The 18242-nt window shown below is 51.2% G+C and carries 13 protein-coding genes; 7 read left to right on the top strand and 6 right to left on the bottom strand.

The annotated features are described in order from the left end of the window. Window positions 1–269 precede the first annotated feature (269 nt). Genes AA098_RS03760 through AA098_RS30085 form a run of 7 tightly spaced genes read left to right on the top strand, consistent with a single transcriptional unit; the run spans window position 270 to window position 6250 of the window. The gene (locus tag AA098_RS03760; RefSeq protein WP_156747506.1) at window positions 270–983 is read left to right on the top strand and encodes a hypothetical protein; all 714 of its coding nucleotides are present in this window, start codon (window positions 270–272) and stop codon (window positions 981–983) included. Continuing rightward, window positions 980–2101, top strand: coding sequence for a DGQHR domain-containing protein DpdB (gene dbpB, locus AA098_RS03755; RefSeq protein ID WP_064613856.1), 1122 nt, complete (start codon window positions 980–982; stop codon window positions 2099–2101). Before AA098_RS03760 ends, dbpB (AA098_RS03755) begins: the two co-directional genes overlap by 4 nt. After that, a complete protein-coding gene (gene dpdA / locus AA098_RS03750) occupies window positions 2098–3396 on the top strand; it encodes a tRNA-guanine transglycosylase DpdA (RefSeq protein ID WP_064613855.1) in 1299 nt (432 codons plus the stop codon). The genes dbpB (AA098_RS03755) and dpdA overlap by 4 nt, the downstream gene beginning before the upstream one ends. Beyond that, a complete protein-coding gene (gene dbpB / locus AA098_RS03745) occupies window positions 3393–4448 on the top strand; it encodes a DGQHR domain-containing protein DpdB (RefSeq protein ID WP_064613854.1) in 1056 nt (351 codons plus the stop codon). Before dpdA ends, dbpB (AA098_RS03745) begins: the two co-directional genes overlap by 4 nt. Before the next feature lie 28 nt (window positions 4449–4476). Further along, window positions 4477–5181, top strand: coding sequence for a 7-cyano-7-deazaguanine synthase QueC (gene queC / locus AA098_RS03740; RefSeq protein WP_064613853.1), 705 nt, complete (start codon window positions 4477–4479; stop codon window positions 5179–5181). Then, window positions 5178–5810 carry a 7-carboxy-7-deazaguanine synthase gene (queE, locus tag AA098_RS03735; protein WP_064613852.1) on the top strand — a complete coding sequence of 211 codons (633 nt, stop codon included), beginning with the start codon at window positions 5178–5180 and terminating at the stop codon, window positions 5808–5810. The genes queC and queE overlap by 4 nt, the downstream gene beginning before the upstream one ends. Then, window positions 5810–6250, top strand: coding sequence for a 6-carboxytetrahydropterin synthase (locus tag AA098_RS30085; RefSeq protein ID WP_082916843.1), 441 nt, complete (start codon window positions 5810–5812; stop codon window positions 6248–6250). The genes queE and AA098_RS30085 overlap by 1 nt, the downstream gene beginning before the upstream one ends. A 135-nt stretch (window positions 6251–6385) precedes the next feature. Here AA098_RS30085 and dpdD read toward each other — a convergent pair whose 3' ends face one another. Genes dpdD through dpdG form a run of 6 tightly spaced genes read right to left on the bottom strand, consistent with a single transcriptional unit; the run spans window position 6386 to window position 18242 of the window. Next, the gene (gene dpdD / locus AA098_RS03725) at window positions 6386–8569 is read right to left on the bottom strand and encodes a protein DpdD (protein WP_064613851.1); all 2184 of its coding nucleotides are present in this window, start codon (window positions 8567–8569) and stop codon (window positions 6386–6388) included. After that, window positions 8566–9093 (bottom strand): phospholipase D-like domain-containing protein DpdK, encoded by a 528-nt coding sequence (dpdK, locus tag AA098_RS03720; RefSeq protein WP_064613850.1) that lies wholly within the window; start codon window positions 9091–9093, stop codon window positions 8566–8568. Before dpdK ends, dpdD begins: the two co-directional genes overlap by 4 nt. Before the next feature lie 9 nt (window positions 9094–9102). Beyond that, on the bottom strand, window positions 9103–13536 hold the full coding sequence (gene dpdJ, locus AA098_RS03715; RefSeq protein WP_177342665.1) for a protein DpdJ: 4434 nt from the start codon (window positions 13534–13536) through the stop codon (window positions 9103–9105). Continuing rightward, a complete protein-coding gene (locus AA098_RS03710) occupies window positions 13536–14294 on the bottom strand; it encodes a hypothetical protein (RefSeq protein WP_064613848.1) in 759 nt (252 codons plus the stop codon). The genes dpdJ and AA098_RS03710 overlap by 1 nt, the downstream gene beginning before the upstream one ends. Further along, on the bottom strand, window positions 14281–17361 hold the full coding sequence (gene dpdH, locus AA098_RS03705) for a protein DpdH (protein ID WP_064613847.1): 3081 nt from the start codon (window positions 17359–17361) through the stop codon (window positions 14281–14283). Before dpdH ends, AA098_RS03710 begins: the two co-directional genes overlap by 14 nt. Further along, window positions 17358–18242 (bottom strand): protein DpdG, encoded by an 885-nt coding sequence (gene dpdG / locus AA098_RS03700; protein WP_064613846.1) that lies wholly within the window; start codon window positions 18240–18242, stop codon window positions 17358–17360. Before dpdG ends, dpdH begins: the two co-directional genes overlap by 4 nt.

Below are 18242 nucleotides of genomic sequence, written 5' to 3'. Positions count from 1 at the left end.
CCTAGATAAATGCAAAACCACCACCACAAAGGCTTGCAGTTTTTCGCATGAGAACCGTCATCATTACCAACTGCACCAATCGAAAGCGCCTTGACGGCCTGCCCTCGGTGGTGCTGAGCGACGCATGCTACCCATCGCTTGAAGCTATGGCGCACGCGTGGAAGGAGCAAGTCGACAAACGTCCTGCCACTCAGACGGCATCTTCACTTTACCTGGGTAGGAGCGTTTCCGACGCGAAGTGCGTCGCTACGAGGCTGGGAGCGAGGCTAATGTTCGCCTCGACCGGCTTAGGGTTAGTTGAGAGCGATCATAAGTGTCCGCCCTACGACCTGACTGTGTCTCAAGATCCGAATTCTATCATCCCATACCTCGAAAAATGGGGGCTCCGCGCGTCAGACTGGTGGGAAGCCGTGAATGGTACCCGTGAAAGAGCAAGCGCCCTAGCTGATCTCGTCAGCCAGCCCGACATCGATTTAACGCTGATCGCACTCACTTCAAGCTACGTTCAGTTGATAGCTGCAGACCTCGAAAAAATAGAGGATGCACACATCGACAAGGTCAGGATATTCACTTCGCGCCCAGGCATTGAGATGCTTCCCCGTCGCTTGCGAAGCATGGCGATGCCCTATGACGAACGTCTTGAAGGCTCAACACTACCAGGCACTCGCAATGATTTCCCTCAGAGAGCTATGCGTCACTTCGTTGAGGTTCTTGAACTGTCGAGTGCTCCTGCAGAAATCGCTCGAAAGGCCGTCTCCGAAGCGATGAATGATTTGTCGCCAGCCAAAATGACTGTCCGACGGCGCGCATCGGACAGTGAAATTGCCTACATGCTCGAGTGTGTGTGGGCCGATTACAAAGGCAGTTCCACCCGCTTGTTACGCTACCTAAGGGATGTGGCCCAGGTCTCGTGCGAGCAATCGCGTTTCCGGAAAATCTGGCGCGACATCAAATGCCAGGACAGCATAGAGAGCAAAGCATGACGAGCGAAAATGCGATTGTGGTGCGTGCACTACGCACCACTCAAGGCGACAACCTTGATGTGTACGCATTATTCATCAAAGGATCTGACCTGGTCCGGATTGCTGACATCACCCGCCTTTCTCGCGAAGATAGTAGCCCCCTCAAGGGCTTCCAGCGCCCCGAGATTAAAAACCATGTCAAAGGGATTACCGAGTACCTCAATCAGGGAAACGTGCTTTTCCCCAACGCAATCATCCTGGCGCTGTCACCGGACCTACGCTTCGTTGCCGCACGCGGAAGCAAGCCGACCGGCGACGCGGGGCTTTCGCAAGCGGGTACCCTGACGATCCCTATTAGGGAGGAAGGCTTGAGATCTGCCTGGATCGTGGACGGGCAACAGCGCTCGATAGCGCTAGCGAAAGCAGCCAATTCAGATCTACCAGTCCCAGTGATCGGTTTCGTATCTGACAGCCTGACCACCCAGCGCGAGCAGTTCATTCTGGTCAACAAAGCGAAGCCGTTGCCTACTCGACTGATCAATGAACTCCTGCCAGAGACGGGCGGGATTCTTTTGCCCCGCGAACTGAGTGCTCGCAAAGCTCCAGCTGAGTTATGCGGGCTTCTTAGCCGTGATCCTAACTCTCCTTTCTATAAACTCATAAAGCGCTCGTCCGAGCACAATTGTAAAGCAGTTATCACTGACACTGCTGTCATCACGATGATCCGGAACAGCATTAGTAATCCGCTGGGGGCATTGGCTCCGTACACCTCTAGCAGAGACGGTGCAGCTAACGTTGAGTCCATGTACCACCTGCTTACGACTTTCTGGCGAGCAGTACGCGATACGTTCCCAGAGGCGTGGGCACTTGAATCTAAGAACAGTCGCCTCATGCATTCAGCAGGGGTAATTGCCATGGGCGTCCTTATGGATCGGATCTACGCCAAAATCGGAGGGCAGCGCGAGACCTACGATGCCATACTAAATGAACTGAGCAGAGTAGCCCCCTACTGCGCATGGACATCAGGTCAGTGGCCGATTATTAATGCGCAGTGGAATGAAATCCAAAGCACCCCCCAAGATATCAAGGTACTGCAAGAAACCTTGATCCGCCTCTATATGACCAGCGCTCACCAATGAAATTCTTATACGCCGACACCCAAGACTATGTAGACCCGGACTACGACTTCATCAACGATCGAAATGCGCCAGGCCGTAAGAGATACTGGGATGACCGTTATGCGCACGAAATGATGTCTCCTATCCCTTATGACGGACTCTTGGTTTCGATGAGCGCTGTGCGGCCCGCAAATGGGGTCGCTAATTCAAAGGTTCGGTATTCAACTTCCGAACAGCAGCGTTTCTTGAGAGAGGGTGTGCGCAAATTTCTACGACTCGATGGCGTCCAGTTCAAAGACACTATGGTTTTGGGCGACTGTGGGGCTTTCGCCTATGTAGAGCATCCGACCCCTGCGTATAGCCCAAGTGAGGTAGTAGAGTTCTACTCAGATGCAGGATTCACCCACGGTTGCTCGCCGGACCACATCATATTCGACTGCGACTCCAGCAATCCTCCAGCGGAGAGTCAGTCGGAAGATGTGCTGTTTCGGTACGAAATCACACTAAAAAATGCGCAAGAGTTTCTGCGCCTGGTGAAAGAGGCAGGATGGCCCTTTGAGCCTCTAGGGGCAGTGCAGGGTTGGTCTCCACAGAGCATGGCGAGTGCTGCCAAACAACTTGAAGACATGGGATATCGCTACTTGGCAATCGGGGGATTAGTCCCTCTAAAGGTCGATCAAATTCATGAAGTTCTGAAAGCGCTTCGTGCGACTCTTAAGCCAGAAACAAATATTCACCTCCTAGGCTTTGCCAAAGCCGAAAACATACATGAATTCACTGGATATGGCATTACCAGTTTTGACTCAACGTCCCCCCTCATACGCGCATTCAAAGATGCAAGATGCAACTATTACATGGGTACCACAACAAGCAAACTGGATTATTACACCGCCATCCGCATCCCTCAGGCGATTGAAAACCCACGCCTTATGCAGGGAATAAAAAAAGGCACGCTGAGCGCAGAAGAACTACAAGAAAAAGAAAAATTGGCATTATCAGCAATCCGTGAGTACGACAAGGGCCTGCTCGACTTTGACTCGACCCTAGGAGTGCTAGTCGACTATCTCCGGCTAACACTGTCGGGATCGATATCATCACCAGCAGCAATGGAAAAAGAAATAGCAAAACATATCCGACTGATCTCACCCACACTGAGAGATAAGCCGTGGCAAAAATGCCAGTGCTCGATTTGCCAGTCAACTGGCATCGAAACCATTATATTTAGAGCAAGTAACAGAAACAAAAGACGCGGGTTTCACAACCTGGGCGTTTATCACCGCCACCTTCAGAAAACTCTGGAATCTTCGAAACAATGATCTATCGGTTCAAGGGTGTGCGCGCCCAACAGGCATCCGGGCATGACGTATTTTCTTTCGCGGCCACTCCAAATGAAATTTTAGAATTTTCTGAAATTGAGAGAGTCGGACGCAATGAAGACGGTCATCTTAAGGGTTTTCAGCGCCATCAGGTTGCCTCGCACATTAGAGATATTCGGGACTACCTTCAACGCGATGATGCATTGCTCCCTAACGCGATCATCTTAGCCTTTCTAGATGGAGTCACGATTAAAGACCTCGGCGAAGGCATCGTAGAAATCGTCATTGAGACTACTGATTCCAAGCCAGGCTTTGTGGTTGATGGCCAACAACGACTCAGTGCCCTTGCGACGATGGAAAAGCCTGGGTTCCAGGTGTTCGTATCTGCATTGATTTGTAAAAACTACAACGAATTACGACAACAGTTTGTGCTCGTTAACAATACCCGACCGCTTCCAAAGTCACTGATTTATGAACTTCTACCAACTGTTGACGGCTTGCCTGAGCGTTTTACCAGTCGCAAATTCGCGGCCCACATTATTGACCTATTGAACTTCTTACCGAACTCTTCTCTATTCGGCGAGATCAAGCAACATACTAACCCCAAGGGAGTTTTAAGCGACATGGCGATGCAGAAGTTTGTAATGAATTCTGCTAACGACGGCGCCATTCGTAGTTTTATGAAATTCGATGACTTTGAGGGGCGCAGCATCGAACTCATCAACAATTTCTTTCACGCAGTGCGCGTGGTTTTCAGATCGGAGTGGGAAGGACTAGCGCCTAGAAACTCACGTTTGAAGCACGGGGCGGGCCTAGTATCATTGAGTTTCGTTATGGAAATGCTTTACTCCGAGCAAGGTTCGGCCAGCAAAGAAGAGTTCATCAAAGGCCTCAAACTTTTGAAACCTCATACGGCATGGACAAGTGGTGAATGGCATATTTCAGAAACTGACCAACGCCCCTGGAACGGCATCCAAAACACTCCTACTGATATCGGACTACTTACGAAGTACCTGACCGAAAAGCTTAAGCAAGAACTGAAACGTCGCTAAGTACACGCCCAGTTCCGAGGATGGGAATATGCATAAGAAAGCCTTAGTTTTATTTTCAGGCGGGCAAGACTCCACAACCTGCCTTGCCTGGGCGCTAGAGCGCTACGAGTACGTTGAGACTATTGGCTTTGACTATGGCCAGAGGCACGAAATAGAACTCCAGTGCCGGATCAACATCTTGCTGGAAATACGTAACAGGTTCCCGAACTGGGCTAAGCGACTTGGTGATGATCACGTACTTGATCTCAAATTACTCGGCCAGATCAGCGATACAGCGATGACAGCCGAGAAGAAAATAGAATTTGAGAAGAACGGGCTTCCCAACACTTTTGTCCCTGGGCGCAATCTGCTGTTCTTCACCTTTGCTGCCGCCATCGCGTATCGACGAGGACTTAGCGTACTAGTGGGCGGAATGTGTGAAACGGACTACTCAGGCTATCCAGATTGTCGAGACAACACGCTGAAGTCGCTGCAGGTTTCTCTCGGCCTTGGCATGGATTTACCGTTGGTTATCGAGACACCCTTGATGTGGCTGGATAAGAAACAAACATGGGGCTTGGCCAAAGACCTTGGCGGGCTTGGCTTTGTCGAGTTTGTTCAGGAGGAAACCCACACCTGTTACCTAGGCGATCGTCAGCATCGACATGAGTGGGGATATGGGTGCAATGACTGCCCAGCTTGCGAATTGCGCCGAAACGGCTTCGAGGCATTCCAGCGGGATAACGACGTATGACCTACAGCGTTAAGGAAATTTTCTACACCCTGCAAGGAGAAGGACTTCGAGCGGGCCGGCCAGCAGTATTCTGTCGCTTTGCTGGGTGCAATCTCTGGAGCGGCCGGGAGGCCGACCGCTCCCAAGCGGTATGCCAGTTCTGTGACACCGATTTTGTGGGTACAAACGGAACCTTGGGAGGTAAGTACCTGAGCGCGGAGGCCTTGGTCGAGAGGATAAGCACGCAGTGGCCAGTTGGCCAAGCGCACCGTTATGTCGTGCTCACAGGAGGTGAGCCGTTGCTACAGGTCGATGAGGACCTGATCAATGCACTTCATAACCAAGATTTCGAGGTAGCGGTTGAGACAAATGGGACCATCGCAGCGCCTGCCGGTATCGACTGGATCTGTGTCAGCCCCAAGGCTGGCACTGAATGGGTACAGCAAAGCGGTGACGAATTGAAACTCGTCTACCCACAACCGGGACTGCTGCCCGACACCATTACCGCCAAAGACTTCAAGTACTACCTATTACAACCAATGGATGGTCCATTGCAACGGCAAAACACTCGATCCGCAATTGCCTATTGTCAAGCCAATACCAAGTGGCGACTGTCGGTGCAAACACACAAAATATTGGAGATCCGCTGATGTCCACGCCTCCAGTTGCTCCTCCCTCCCCTTCGTGCGCCGCTGAGTCCATGCTCAACTCGAATAGCAACACGGTCTGCGAATTGTCGCAGCGGTTCTACTTTGAGGCTGCCCACACATTGAATCGCGGCATAGAGACCGAAAGTAGCCGCCGCATCCATGGGCATACCTATGAAGCGGAGGTAACCGTCGCAGGCCAACCAGATGCTACCTCCGGCATGCTAATTGACCTAGGCTACCTACGAAGCGAGATTGCACGTGTTCGCGAGATGCTCGATCACCGGCTACTTGACGAGGTGCAGAATCTGGGGCCGGCCACAATCGAAAACCTGTGTGCGTTTATCCGTAAGCAACTCGAAGATTCAGTACCTAGTCTTTGCGCCGTGATGGTCGAGCGTCGCCTCAGCGGTGACCGCTGCGTGTTACGCTGGACACGGTAGACTTTGATCACGTAGGCAACGCTGACGGATTGTTCACTCGACAACCCGTCAGGCAACACGCATGTCGAGTCGAAGCAACTCTGCATGCTCGCCGAACGATGACGCAGAACGCTTGACTTTTATAAATTCACCTAATCACTCCGAAGCAGAATTTACGCAGCTTTTGCAGAATGCTTCGATGATGCTCGATGCGCCTTTTCCTAAGGGATAGATCAAATCCTGTCTTATCCGACTCACGGGATAGAAGGCTTGATGCTTCGCGCTACCGGCAACAAACAAAAAGTAATTAGCTTTTTTGGCTAAATTCTGCAGAGCTGGGGTCGCAGTGTGATCATGATTGAGTTCCACTCGTAGCCCTTCAAACATGCCTTCCAGTACCGTTTTAGCCCGCCGTGCGGCCCCTTCAGTAAGGCTGTAGATAGCCAGCAGCCTACCCGATAGCTTTCTTGTTTGGACGTCAAAATCAGCATCGCCTTCTTCAGCAGCTAGTGGCGGATAACTCGCTTCATTGCTCTCACCAAATATCTCTCTGGCGAGACTTTTGGTGAGAAAACGCTGCGCTAACTCGAGACGAGTCCAGCGACTCAAGGCAAATCCTTGAAGTACCAACCAGAGCTTTTGCAACTCTTGCTGCCCCGGTTGAGTCTCGTCCAGGAGCAACTCGACAATCTCGAGCATTTCCGAATAAGCACTGACCGAACCGCCCTTCTCCCATAACAACTCCAAGGCTTCCCCTAGACGCGTACGGTCGCCGATATGGCTAGGGCGGGACATGAAGCGTTGCACAATCTGCCCTGCCAATTGTACGTCCGACGGATTAACCAAATCATCGAGCGCCAGCAACTCCAGCCATTCCAGCCAGAAGTGCCCGGAGCAGAGGATTTGACGACGATCCAGCCAGTCAAGCAGTAACGGCAAGCTGTCTCGCAACAATAGGGCAGTACTGGCATCGCCATGCAGACACTGACCCAACTGAGCCTCCGAGAAAGACTCTATTGACCAACTCTGGCTCTCCTCCTGTAACTCATGAATCAGGGCATCAGGGTCAGTAGAAGCCTCCTTCAGGCGTTCTAGCCATCCCTTCCAACCAAGTTCCCTACTACCATCAAAGAGATGGCATATGCCTTGCCACACCGACTGCAGGCGTGGATAAACGTAGAGTTCATTTTTTAACTCTTCGGGTGCTTCCTGCACTGCGACCCAGATCTCGCGTAACTCTTCCATGGAGGCAGATAGCGAGCCTTCGAGCACCAGTCGCAGATCGTTGAAGGTCTGGGGAGATCCGACTTTTAGCAGCGAAGGGATTGGCGCTATGGTTGGCGCTACCGGGGTCTTGGTCGGCAAATTGGCCCAGTCGTGCAATCCGCGAATCCACGCCGGATCGACGAAGTCAGGAAGACCATCAAGGCCATCGGAGAAGCCCAATGCCCCGGCGCCTATCGCCCAGAGTTTCCAGTCGGATGCAAAGCATTCGCGAGTCTCCAGGGGAGGCCGATTAGCAAAAAGAGGGCTGATCGGCTGACATAGAAGACGTATACGCTCTAGGGGGAGTTCGCCAAACGCTGCTGGCTCCAGCAAGCGATCACCGCCTAAATTACCTATGGCACGCAATAGAACCCGAACCAGTTGGGCAGGCATTCTTCCGCCCAGCATATCCACTAGTCGGGGATGTCCTAGAATGTCCGACCAACGACGCTCAGCCTCCCAGGCCTGCAACTCCAGAGAGATCAGGTTCCGCTGACTGAAATTGCCTGTCGTTTTGAGTTCGTCAAAAAAGTGCGATGCTTTCGAACCATCCCTGGACTGACAAGCAGCGAAGAAATCCCGCAGGATCCGCCCAACTGGCCGCTTCACCACAGCGGTTACTGGCGGCCGTTGCTGATAGAGATCCAGCACCGATGCCAACGCTTGAAACACACGTTTACGTAAAGCGAAGTCGCTCTGCGACTGGCGCAACAAATCAACTTTGAGAAGCCCTGCAGGTGCCTGCTGTAAAATAATCTGTTCGATTTTTTCCCGGGCTACCTTAATCAATGGAAACTCTGGATACGTATCCGCTGCTCCCAGCACCGCTTGCAGTATCTGTCGCAACTCCTCCAAAGATCGCCTGTCGCGTTCAGCACCATAGAAATAAAGTTCGCCGCCACGACTAACCGGGAGCAGCAACGGCCATTTTCCCTCGATTGTTGAAGACACGAGTGGCTTGAGTAGATCCTGAAACTTAGGATCGTACGGGTTAGTCAGCGAAAGCACTCGATCAAGATCGATTTGATTGTCTTCAGCGAAAAAATTCCGAAGCCAATCTGGAGGGATACTCATATATCGGCCTCGAAACGATAATGATTTTTAAATTCAAGAAACGCATCGGATATCACCTGTGCGTCTTGTGTCAGAGTCACATGCTCATCGTTTCGTTGCGTACCGCTGAATGTGTAGTTCAAGGAACCCTTAAGAAACCCCGATCGGGTCAAAAAGCCCTTCGAATGCAGGGTGTCACTGATCAAGTAGTTAAAGTCCGGATTGTCGCCGAGACGATTTTCAAGACCACGGACAAAATAGCGACTGGAGTCTACATCGCGGGTTGCGATTCGCAAGGTACACCCCCCCGTGACCGCTCGTGCCAATAACTCGCTGAACGAAACGGTTCGACTACCCCACTTGGGTTCCAATGAATTCCATTGCCCTGAGCGATTATCCAATAGAGGAAAATCGCTCAACCAAGGTGATACAAGCCAGATCTCGTCTGGATTGATCAGCAAAGACGCCAGCATAGTGCTTAGCACTTCACGAAACTGCCTACGACCCAGAGGTCCATGCAGAAAAATCTGCCGCTGCTCATTCATAGCGCGCCCTCACTGCAAAGCCTCCGCCAACTCTATGACCAGCACCAGGGAACCGTCTTCTCTCTGTAGTTCGCCCACTCTGGGGTAAAGTAACAAACCCAGATAGTCAACCGGATACAACTGTACCTCGGTAATGACTTTGGACACTCCCCTCTGCTGGTCGCGGGAAATCACCAATTCAACGCTACCCTCTGCTCGCAAGAATTTGTGCAATTCACTCAAATAGGAATTTGAATACACTAACCGAGGTCTACGCCCGGCAAACAAACCAGCACCCAGCATTCGCTCCGTGGTCGCATTCCCATTACTAAAAGGATTGTAACGATTCAATTCCGATTGGCGAATTGTATTACCTCGCGGCCACAATAACCCCTGATTGACACAATGAGCACGAAATAAATCAGAGACAGTCGCATTCGCTCTCATCTTCTGCGCCGCCAACGTGTGGGAAACGATATTAAGGGGCCACTCAATGCCACTCCTGACCTCGAGTTCTCGCCATTGCTTGAGCAATGTGAGTAGTTCGGCATCCGTTTGCCGACTGCTGCTCGGCTTGAGTATGCGGGAGTGCAATACACTGAGAAAACTGTGGCTAAGTGCAAACCCAGCCCGCAAGAGACTGGAATGCATGGCTGCACCGGCCTTGCGACGCTGCTTATGATCGGCAGCTGCACGAACACCCGTTAGAACCCTCTCGACCTCCTCATCAACAGAAGCTTTCTCCAGCAATTCGTAGAGATCGAAGTCAATTTTCTCGTAGTCGCCAGGACGCAAACTGCACGCCAATACATTCAGAAATCGCAAAGGATCATCGAAGTAGTCTTCGGCCAAGCGACTAATGACCCCACAACCACCCGCTTCGACCTCGCTGAGCCATACTTCCAGGTCACCGCCTTGCCAAAGCGCATCAGCATTCACCGAACGTTCGTTAACGTCCCCAAGCAAGGTGCATAGTGTTTGCTGGGTTGCTGCTGCCAACGTATTGGCCAGAAGTTCTTTTGTCCATTCCACGATATCTGGCAAGGTATGAATATCCCGCCACAGAGGCTCGGCACAATCTGCTAGTTGGGCTAGCACTTCAGAGCATCCCAGGAGTCCGCGCAAGTCGGCCTGTAATTCCTGCTCTCTGGAACCTTCTTCTTGCTCATCAAGTTGGAAAAGGCTTTGCGGAATAGCGAGCAAGCGTTCCTTACCCTCGTCGGAAAGTAGACGGCGCAAGGCTCCATGCATCACCGATGGCTCGGCCGGGTCTACGTCTTTCAACTCAGCAGCCAAAGCGGCAAGGAAGCATTCGCATACCCAGTTGGCTGTAAAGGGGTCACCGTCGAAACGACCTAGTTGCTCGACCCGCCGCCGGAACAACAACGGACGCAATGCGGCAGATATGGCAAGGGTCCCCAGGAGATCGGCAATAGTTTCATCGCTGACTCGAAAACGAAGACGCATACCGTCCACCCACTGACGCGCACCTACGGCTATCGGTTCACCTTGGCTTTTCCATGCAAAATTCACCCGCGCGGTTTGGCCGTTGCGAAAACGCAGCGTGGCGTCAGCCCCTTTGCTATAGCGCACCACCTCAAGCGGCGTCATCTGCTGGTGGAGGCAAAACGCCACATCAATCAGGTGCGTCCCCCAACTTCCCATCGGTGGCTTCTGAACAGATGTATGTTCGGCCAAGATGAATTCCGAGTCCCAACGCAGGCGGGAATTACTCTTTTCCGTCAACCCACTCGCCTTGCGCAGAGCGCGGGTATATATTTCCCGTGGGCGCACTACAGACAATTCTGCCTCGGATCCCGCGGCCACCGCCCCTTCGTTCTGTAGGTACTCTCCGAATGCTTCCGCAATCTCAAAGTCAACCTGTTGTACGGTGTCGGCAATCGGCTGAAATCCCTCCGGGATCAACCAGTCAGCCAGGTCATACTTGATAGCAAAACGCTTGGAAATCCTGCCGGGGGAGAACTCGCGCAAAGCCTGATAAAATGGCAGTCCTTCCCATTTTGCATCACTACCCTCCCCACGCTGCAAAGACACGAATAGGCTAGGAATATTTAATTCGGCGAACATTGCCTCTGGAATGAAAGCCGGCATCGGAGAGCGACCTCGGGGTAATTCTTTCCACTTTTCTCCATACTCGCACCACAGCGTTTTCAATTGCCGACGAAGCGTCGGCAAAAAAGACAACATCAATGATCGCGGTGAAGCCCACAGCACTTGCTGCAAGGCTGCCTCATCTATGCGCAACGCGTCCTTCAAATAACCAACATATCGGTCCTGCATTCCACCAGGTTGCAATACCTGCTCAACAGCCGAGAGTAAGGTCGTCAGTTGTGCAGACGATCCTTTGGGATACTTCAGGATTCTCCAAACCGACCCCTCCTTCAGCAGCATCGCTAGCCAATCCAGCGTCGCCATTGCCCCCTGCATCTTCTGGATATGCCCATTCTGAAGGGGCAACCTCTGTCGCGTGATTTCAGGGGTAAGCAAATCCTCGTAACGCTGAAAAGCAACTCGATCTCGACCGAACTCAGAAAGCACAACGAGGGTCCATGGGCGCATCCCGCGGGGGCGCCCAGCACGTCCCTTGCGCTGCAGATAGGACGCAACGCTTCGCGGCGCCTTATGCTGCAAAACCGCTCCAACCAATGGATCGTTAAAGCCGACCTCCAGCGAAGCAGTAGCTACCACTACCTCGGAGTTAGGGTCGACGCCAGAGTCCTGACTAGAGGTCCGGCCTACCCGAGCGCGATCATCATTGTCGAGCGAATGCCCGATATCCATGCCTATTTGCCAGTCTTGGCCTAACTGAATACGTTTAAGGCGGCTTGGATAATCCAGATAGCGACCACCTCCCCTCAAGCTTGCCAGCGGTTCATGATCCGGCACCAACTGCGCGCCCCTGGTTTTCCAACCTTCAGCGTCTGCCAGTTGGTGATAGAGTCGATTGTTGACATCCAGATCATCGGTAAAGACGAAAGCTTTACTTCCCCATGTTCCACGCGATCTCTTGTCACGATTATCTAGGATACGTCGAGTCAACATGGCGGCCTGAATGGTGGTGGAAAGCAATGCGGTTTGAGAAACCGGATCCCCGCGCAACAACATGAGATACTCGGCGCCCTCATCCACCATCTCATCCGCAAGAGGCTCGATCAACTCCACATGACCTTCTTTCGCCCCGATTAACTCGGAAAAAAAAGCAGGTGCGTCGCTCAAAGTAGCGGAAAGTCCAACGAAGTGTGGCCGGCATTCACTTCGCTTCATCCAACGCCGTAGCAGATAGGCCGTCTGCGCTCCGCTACTACCTTCGTAAGTATGCACCTCATCCAGCAGCACCAGTGTGGGCCCCTCGCAGTTACCTACCCCGAATAAGTGGTGGAATGCATAGTTCCCAAGATGCTGATTCAGCATTTCAGTCGTAGTGAAAAGGATATCCGGTGGCGCAGCAGCCAGAGACCGCCGAGTCAAACGAACCTCATCATGAGGTACATAATGATCACAGCGACTGCAGTGCAGTTCTTCGCGTTGCGCGACAGAACCCTCCAGACGCCATTCCATTTTTCCGGAGCAATCCTTCGTTGGGCAACGCAACAAGTCGAACGGCAAATTGCCGCTGAACTTTTTTGCGGCTTCATGGGCAGTGCTGGTGTTCTCCAGCGTGTCGCCAAAAAATGCCCCAATGGAAATTTTTCGGTCTGACTGCGACTTGACCAATTCGTCCAATTTTCGGCATTGGCTCCAAGTCTCCATGAACTGATCTTTAAGCAGTTCACGCCGCGGGTAGATCGCCAGAATGCGTACTCGCGAGGAAGCATCCTTAGCCAATTGACTGCATAAAGCAGCTAAGGCTGGCAAATAGAAAGCTAAGGTCTTGCCGCTACCAGTGCCGGCACAGACTATGCTGCCGGCAGCATGGATAGACCGATCCTTAGACGCCTGCAGGACTCGAGTAGTAGCACGCACCTGAAAGCCGGCCAGAAGCAGGTTCTCCTGGTGTCCCAGTAGAGCGCGGATTGGCAGTTGGAATCGCGCAGAAGCGACCTCGCCCAAGCCATCTAGCAGTTTCTGCAAACTCTGATCGCGGCAGGGGTAACTACGCGACCGCCGAACGAAACGAAAATCGGAAACTAGCGTACGGGCCTGGTCGACCGGTTTGTTTAGGAACCACTGGCGAAGATGGCGGTACAGATGCACAGCCTCTCCCATTCGCGTCCTGTAGCGCTTGGACAATCCCTCGGGGTGGGGAGCCTCGATCACCATTGCGTGATCGCAGAGTCTGAGCAGAACGTCATAGGGATCGTCCTCGGGAAGCACCTCTTCGAGTGTCGCAAGTATCTCGTCTTCAGTGAAGAAGCCACTGGTGTCCCCCCAAGCCAGCAAACTCGTCTCCAACTCCTCCAAGCGATCGAGGGCAGTACACAAACGATCCAGGGATATTGCCATCAAAATAGCTTCCTACTGCGTTCGACGGAGAACTGATCTAGTAAGTCGTGCTCAAGTAGCCAGCAGAAGGTGTCCTTATCCATCTCCGACAATAAAACCCCTTTAATTCGGCCACGCTGATTCAATACCTTAAAGAAGCGCTTAACATTCTCAGGAAGATCGAGTTGCATTTCATCTCGAATTTGCTCCATGCGCTTCTTAATCTTCACCAGGTCATCAAGAGGCCATACAGTCTCAGGGACCTTTTTTGCTAGAACTTTAAACTCACCATCAAGTTTTACATACCCCGCATAAACATGCTCGAAACCCGGTATCTCGCGCTGACTCTCTAGTATCACTTTCTCAACCATGCACTGGCTATATAATTGCCCTACCCATGATTTCCAAGAAGACTCTATTTTCCCTTCCAACCGTAAAACTAAATCTTCAAGTGCAACCCTCGCATTTTCAAGAGAGTCATCCTGACGAGAAGACTGCTTACACTTCCGCCAAACCTCCAAAAAAGCTCCCAAACTCGCCTGCACCTTATGAATCTGATCTTTAAAGTCATCTTTCAAACTCAATAATTCTGGTGCATCATCCGGCAAGGCCGCGATGCTCGATGATTGTCGCCGCAGCAAAGCAAGCCTCTCTGAAAGGCTTGAAAATCTCTCGTAAATTTCTTTGCAATCCTCGATGGCTATACGCGAGTTACCAGCAGACCGATTCAGCGAGATCCGCTCACGTATAACACTAACCCTCTGTTCAAGACTGCTCACGGCATTCCTCCAGCAACCCAGTCAAAGTATCCGTCATCGCCGACAGCAACTCAGTAACTTTCGCTTGTGATTGCTCCAATATATCCAGTCCATATTGGCGGTTCTCGCGTTCCAACAGCGGAGATACGTATTCGTCAAATTTATCCCACGCTACTAATGCCTGAACAGCTTTTTGCAGGTGCGAACCATCAACCTGATTTATCAACTGCAATCTCTTAGAAGGTTCAGACTCCTTCCAAAACGAAAGAAAAACCTTAACCCCCCCCCAAACCTCGCTTGTTTTCGCATTACTCAACATCTCAAGTATCTTCCTTGAACTCGGCACATCTGGAAGGTGAGAAGGATAATGCTCCCCACCCTCACTTACGCTACGAACGACTTCAGCCATTTCCTCCAACAACAGACAAAATTGTTCATACCGAGAATACCCATCGAGAGTAGACAACACAGAAAATGATGATTGTAACTCTTGGGTAATCGCCCTATTTTGGGTGATCGACTTCTGTCCGAAGCCATTTTTGATAGCATCTCTGAATGATTTGAGAGCCAACTCACCATCCATACCATGATCGTTAGCAGCGACAAGCCTCAACCAGGCATCACGGTTGCCATCCCATTCTTTCAAGGCTGCCCCACGTTCCTCCGACAATTTCAAACAAGCAGCAACCGGCAATGCTTCTCTGATATTTTTCGCTGGCTTAAGAAACTCATTGAGTCTCTGGCGATCGTTGGAAGCATTCCGCCATAACCCCAGAATAGGAGCCGAGGACAATTGTGCTTGCATCGCTTCATGTAGGTTAGATCGCTCCATTAGCGCAAGGGTTTCAAGAACCTGCGGAACCCAATAGGCGGCAAAGTTCTGATAGCGCAAATAGTCCTCGAAACCACCATCATATCCCCAACCAACCACTGTGGATTTCGGGTTAGCACTCTCGTAACGTAAAAGCGCCAGCGCAACCCCTTTCAAAAAAGCTGCTTTCCGGGGATCATCAAAGTCTGACTCGTTAAAAAAACTCACCAAATTGGTTTCTTTATTCCCAGTCATGGAAAATGGGATATTGATATTAACGAAGCTGCCACTATTTAGAGCAGGCCGCGAAGCCAAGCCTAACCACTCTGGATTAGCATATTGCTTATACAAATTGTTCAGGGCATTTCTTAGGTCCCTGGACTCATTCTGCCCCAACTTACTCTTTCGCTGAAACCACCTAGAAACAACCTCTTCAATTTCATCCTGATCAAGATCTGGCTTTGGCCGTTTAGAGTCTATCACCGGCTTGATATTTTTTTTTCCAACGCTTGGCTGCACTGGAGGGTTTACAAAACCGGCAGGTTGGACCTCCCTCAACAAAGATGCTAATTCGTACAGCCCAAATACATTTGCCACACGCCAATCCAACCCCTTCTGCAACTCTGGGATAGAACGACAGCCATAGCCCCAGATTGCAGCTACAGTTTCACAGCGCGTAGGTTCGTTGAGTCCATACAAATCGGACAATCCAGCACTACCCTTGATAGCAGCAAATTCCGCCGGTGGAAATCTGTGTTCCTCACACGCTTGGCGATGGTCTCGTAATACCCTCAACACGATCTGATTCAAGACCTGACGTGGATTGAATATCAACTCGTCGTCGTTTCTGCGATAGTTGTCCACCAAAGCAGTGATGGCACCACGATTAAATGGAAATAGCGGCACACCCGAAGAAGAAAACCCAAATGCCTGAAGATCTTCCGGAGGACCTTCTGAATCCTCCCAAACTTTCGGCCAATCAGATTCACTTACACGATCTACCCAAGACCTTTTCAAACTTTCACTGCCGTGACGGGCAGCGTTCAGATAGCGCGCACAGAAATCAACGATACGTTGCAGAGTTTGTTCTCGACTCTGACCATGATCCCTTATTAACCACTCATACTGTGCACGTGTTTGAATCGTGTCGCGCCGCCGAAGATACCCTTGGTAGCCATCAGTTACCGCAATGGCCGAGCGGAGCGTACACAACTCCTTCTTTTCGTCCCTAATAGACTCCTCCATCAGGCTATCGATCAGCACATCCTCGATAGCAGAAATCGCCGCCATATCCTCAACTAGTACGAACAATGTGCGATCTTGGCGCTTCAAGGTACGGCGAATGTCTTTGAAAAGATCCAAAAAGCTACCGCCATTGAAACTAAATAGGTGGCGAAACGCGGTTCTGGTTGACTCTCCAAGGACCTCATTCAAAACACTTGCAGCAACTTCCTGGGCCTTCCGACTTGTATTCAATTGAACCCGACTTATATACTGACGGGCACTTTGCGACAGGTCATACAGATTGAAACTGAAATCCAAGTCATCAGCCCAGATCTGGTAGTCGTTCCTACTTAACTCCTGATCGGTAGCCCCCTGCGTCAAGCGACTCGCAAACTGATAAATACAGTGACTCGACTCAAGCAAACTTCTTTTGAAATTAGGATCAGTAATCAACTCAGAAAGACCGGACCCTAGCGTGGTATGCGAACGAATATCTGCCAAACGTTGCTTTTCTTCAGCAGGCAGAATTTCGGCAGCCTGCGGATTCTCCTTGTAATAGGCAATTTGCTCTACAACGCGAGCGTTGAGTCTCTGCAACTGCTGTGACATGAAAGTCAATAGCAAGTCGGCGACCTCTTCGACCTTCAGCATTTCACCGACCGATCGGATTCGTAGACGCGCACTGTCGAACTCTTCACCTTCCAAACCTTCCAGCAGCACTTCCAAAACCTGGCGTAAACTGGAGTTCTTCGGAATGCGAACAATATGCCAACTATTGGATTGTGCCTGCAGTTTTAGTTGAGCTTCCAACCATCGAATAAGATGGGACTTTCCAACCCCTGAACGCCCGATCAGTGGAATCGGGCGTTCCACCTCGAGAAAGTGCTTCAGCAAATCGACTTCAGTGCATTGCTGCTCTACACCGTTACCTACTCGAACCAACTGCATAGGTTCATGCACCGCTAAGAGTACGTGCTCAGCTAACTCCTCTGCCTCCGTACGGATACAGTGGGAAATATTCGCCGAATTCGGCCAATAATTTATCAGACTCATACGGCAGCCTCGGAACGGTAGTGAATCTCACCCACGGAGCGTTGAACACCATTCGGCAACAGCAAACTCATACTCGAACTATCGTCCGAGGACTTCTCGAGTCGCAATAGAAACAGACTTTCCATACGCACTAGAGCATGACTAAGTGCTGCGCTGATTTCATGTGAAGCATCTGGCTGCCAATCCTCCATGTAAGGCTCGAGCAATCTGCGGTAGCGTCCACCATCCAACAGTGGAAGGTAGTTCCCCAAACGCTCGATAAACACCCTTACCGACAGCACTCTCTTCCCCTCAAAGATTCGCTCAAGATAGGGTTTGATAGCCAGTGTGGGATCGACAACGTAGCCTTTACCGAAGGGCTCCAGAAAGCCAAGAAAATCCCCGTAGGACACGAAGGTCGAGAGTTCGTTGGACTCATTCAGCCCTCTTCCCGGCAGGTGGCTATTGATTGCCTCAGCTGCATTAGCAGTACTTAGTACGTCGCCCCCCATGAATGTGTAACTACGCTGCGCCAATAAGCAGGTCATTGCTCGAATGAACGGTTCACAGCGAACGCCATCCAGAATAGCACTATCCGGCTCGTTAACTGTATTTTTAATAATCAACTCTAGAACCCTGGATGGTAGTCTCTGATCGCCAGACTGCAGAGGGAGAAGGATCATATCTTCACTATTCTGCACCCACAGGCCCTCTTCCAACCAGAAATCCAGGTTGGACTCAAACCGCTTGGCTCCAGTCTCACTTTCCGGGAGAAAGTCCGGACGCAAAGTCTCTACCAACTCCGCCCGCGCAACTGGTTTTTCTTTGCGAACCAGCACACGATCAATAAGATTTAGCAGTATCAGACTGCTACCAGGGTTAGCGTTATTCACCATGGACAT

This window comes from Pseudomonas sp. JY-Q (assembly GCF_001655295.1).
Classification (GTDB): Bacteria; Pseudomonadota; Gammaproteobacteria; order Pseudomonadales; family Pseudomonadaceae; genus Aquipseudomonas; species Aquipseudomonas alloputida.
Note: the sequence above shows the minus strand (reverse complement) of the source record. Positions and strands in the feature narration are given on the sequence as shown.

Bases quoted from the DNA above. Each gene is read 5' to 3' on its own strand.
- AA098_RS03760 (WP_156747506.1), top strand. From the start codon at position 270: ATGTTCGCCTCGACCGGCTTAGGGTTAGTTGAGAGCGATCATAAGTGT.
- dbpB (WP_064613856.1), top strand. From the start codon at position 980: ATGACGAGCGAAAATGCGATTGTGGTGCGTGCACTACGCACCACTCAA.
- dpdA (WP_064613855.1), top strand. From the start codon at position 2,098: ATGAAATTCTTATACGCCGACACCCAAGACTATGTAGACCCGGACTAC.
- dbpB (WP_064613854.1), top strand. From the start codon at position 3,393: ATGATCTATCGGTTCAAGGGTGTGCGCGCCCAACAGGCATCCGGGCAT.
- queC (WP_064613853.1), top strand. From the start codon at position 4,477: ATGCATAAGAAAGCCTTAGTTTTATTTTCAGGCGGGCAAGACTCCACA.
- queE (WP_064613852.1), top strand. From the start codon at position 5,178: ATGACCTACAGCGTTAAGGAAATTTTCTACACCCTGCAAGGAGAAGGA.
- AA098_RS30085 (WP_082916843.1), top strand. From the start codon at position 5,810: ATGTCCACGCCTCCAGTTGCTCCTCCCTCCCCTTCGTGCGCCGCTGAG.
- dpdD (WP_064613851.1), bottom strand. From the start codon at position 8,569: ATGAGTATCCCTCCAGATTGGCTTCGGAATTTTTTCGCTGAAGACAAT.
- dpdK (WP_064613850.1), bottom strand. From the start codon at position 9,093: ATGAATGAGCAGCGGCAGATTTTTCTGCATGGACCTCTGGGTCGTAGG.
- dpdJ (WP_177342665.1), bottom strand. From the start codon at position 13,536: ATGGCAATATCCCTGGATCGTTTGTGTACTGCCCTCGATCGCTTGGAG.
- dpdH (WP_064613847.1), bottom strand. From the start codon at position 17,361: ATGAGTCTGATAAATTATTGGCCGAATTCGGCGAATATTTCCCACTGT.
- dpdG (WP_064613846.1), bottom strand. From the start codon at position 18,242: ATGTCCATGGTGAATAACGCTAACCCTGGTAGCAGTCTGATACTGCTA.